Raw genomic sequence first — 2,316 nt, forward strand, 5'->3', positions numbered from 1 at the left:
CACGGCGGCGGAGTCGGTGCTGCGCGGTGCGCGGGCGTCAGCCGGGGTGGAGGGTGCCTCGGTGCGACTGGACGCCGACGGTGACCACGACGAGGTGCTCTCCGGCGCTCTGCGGGTGGCCGGCGAGCTGACGGGCGAATCGCTCGACCGGGCCGTGTCGGTGTGGACCCGGTCGCCGCTGCAGGAGCTGGCGCACCTGCATCTGCTGGCCGCGTCCGGCCCCGGGGTGGATATGGCGTCCCTCGGACGTCCCCGAGCCGATCGGGGAGTGGCCGAGCGGTTGCAGGGTCTGGCGGAGTTGGTGACGGGCGGGACGTCGGTGCCCGCCCCGGTCCTGGCGTCAGTGGTCCTGGGCGAACTGTCCGGCATGCGGCCGTTCGGGTCCGCTGACGGTGTGGTGGCGCGGGCGGCGTTCCGGTTGGTGACCGTGTCCACCGGCCTAGACCCACATTGTCTCGGCGTGCCCGAGGTGACGTTCTACCGGGATCCCGCCGGGCATCGATCGGCCCTGGAGGGCTTCGTCTCCGGTACCGGCGAGGGCGTCGGATCATGGATTCTCCACTGCTGTAGAGCGCTCGAGGCCGGTGCTCGCGAGGCCACCTCGATCGCCGAGGCCGCCGGGACCTGACCGTTCCTCTCGAGGGATGGCCTGTCCCTCACCGCGTGCGGCCCCACGGCGCGCGAATGGCGGGCCGGCACTCGTGCCGACCCGCCCACTCGCTGCGGTTCCATCGAGAGATCCGGGTACCAGGCGTCCTGTGGTCCGCCGTGTCGCCGGTCCGGGACAACCGTCGGTGACGGCTGGCGCGGACCCACGGCTGGGTTGCCTCTCGGGCGTCATCCGTCGCGTGGGTTCCGGAGTATCGATGACGGTGCCTCGGACGGGGAACCGTGACTTCTCCTCCGTCGCGGTCCTGGCGTCCTGCGTCACCGTGCTTTGAGCATGCCGCGCGGATCAGGGTCCCGGCGATGGTGGGATCCCACAAGGAACCCGGGGAGTTACCGGTGATTCCCGCCATCGCCTCCCGTGCGTTGGCCGGCGGACGATGAGGTGTTGTGCCCCGAACCCCGGTGGGATCTTCCGGGTGGGTGCGATCCGGGCGGGCCTCTCCGCTCGCGGGACCGGGGTCAGGCGCCCCGCCGCGCGGAACGCGCGAAGGACACCGTTGCGGCGCCCACCGCGAGTGCGATCGCCCCGACGCCGATGATCGGCCCGGACGCGCGTTCCAGCGTCGGCAGCAATGGGGTGGGGCTGGAGAAGGTGAGGATGGGCCACCCGCGCTCGAGGGCCTCACGGCGCAGGGTCCGGTCCGGGTTGATGACCGTGGGGTGTCCCACCTCCTCGAGCATCGGGAGGTCGGTGGAGGAGTCGGAGTAGGCGTACGAGGCCTCCAGGTCGTACCCGTAGCGCTGGGCGAAACCCCGGATGGCCTCGGCCTTGCCCGGACCCTGGCAGTAGAACTCGATGGATCCGCCGTATCGCCCGTCCGCATCGCGGCTCATGCGCGTCCCGGCGTAGTGGTCCACGCCGAGCATCCGTGCGATCGGTGCCACCAGCTCCTCCCCGGAGGCGGACACGATCACGAGGTCGTGGCCGAGCGCTCGGTGCTCGGCGAGGAGTTCCTGTGCCTCCGAGTAGACGGTGGGCGTGACTTTCTCCGTGAGGGCCTCGGTGACGATCCGCTCGACCTTCTCGGGCTCCCAACCCTTGGTGGCCGTCGCCATGGCCTGGCGGACCTTCTGCATCTGTTCGTCGTCGGCATCGGAGAGGCTGAAGGCGAGCTGCGTGTACGCCAGATCGATCACCGATCGGCGCGACAGCAGGCCTTCGTCGAGAAACGATTTGTTGAACGCGAACACCGACGAGGTGGCGATGATCGTCTTATCGAGGTCGAAGAACGCGGCGATCCGGCGAGGTCGGTGCGACGACCGAGGGCCCTTGAGGCGTGGGGCGGACACGACTCCACGATACGGTTCTTGTGCTCGAGGCGTGGATAAGTGATACTGATCACGCTCGAAAGAGCATCCCCCTACAGGTGCTCGATTCGTCCCCCCTACGAATCGGGACTCCGAGAAACCGCGGCGCCCCCCTGCCGCGGTTTCTCTCTGTTTCGGGGCGGTCGTTCCACCTCCGCCGGTTTTCCACATCCACGGTCTCTCCACAGCCCGCCCCCGGATGACGCTCCGGGCCGGGGGTGCCGACGGTCGTGTGCGCGACGCTGTGGCCGTGACCCAGAGCCCCCGCCCACCGCGCGACGCCGTCCCCGACCACCCGGCGGGCAGGACCGTCGCCGTTGATGTGGCCGACCCGGATCT

At 70.1% G+C, this 2,316-nt stretch carries 2 protein-coding genes; one reads left to right on the forward strand and one right to left on the reverse strand.

Annotated elements, in window-relative coordinates; all coding sequences use genetic code 11:
• Positions 1–628: oxidoreductase (locus G6019_RS11425; protein WP_182627619.1), on the forward strand; the 628-nt coding region annotated here is incomplete at its 5' end.
• Positions 629–1,128: 500 nt separating this feature from the next.
• Here the strand turns inward: G6019_RS11425 and G6019_RS11430 are convergent.
• Positions 1,129–1,959: an HAD family hydrolase gene (locus tag G6019_RS11430; RefSeq protein ID WP_095717984.1), complete on the reverse strand. Its 831-nt coding sequence runs from the start codon at positions 1,957–1,959 to the stop codon at positions 1,129–1,131.
• Positions 1,960–2,316: the final 357 nt, after the last annotated feature.

The sequence above is a fragment of the Dietzia sp. DQ12-76 genome, from assembly GCF_014145045.1.
Lineage (GTDB): Bacteria > Actinomycetota > Actinomycetes > Mycobacteriales > Mycobacteriaceae > Dietzia.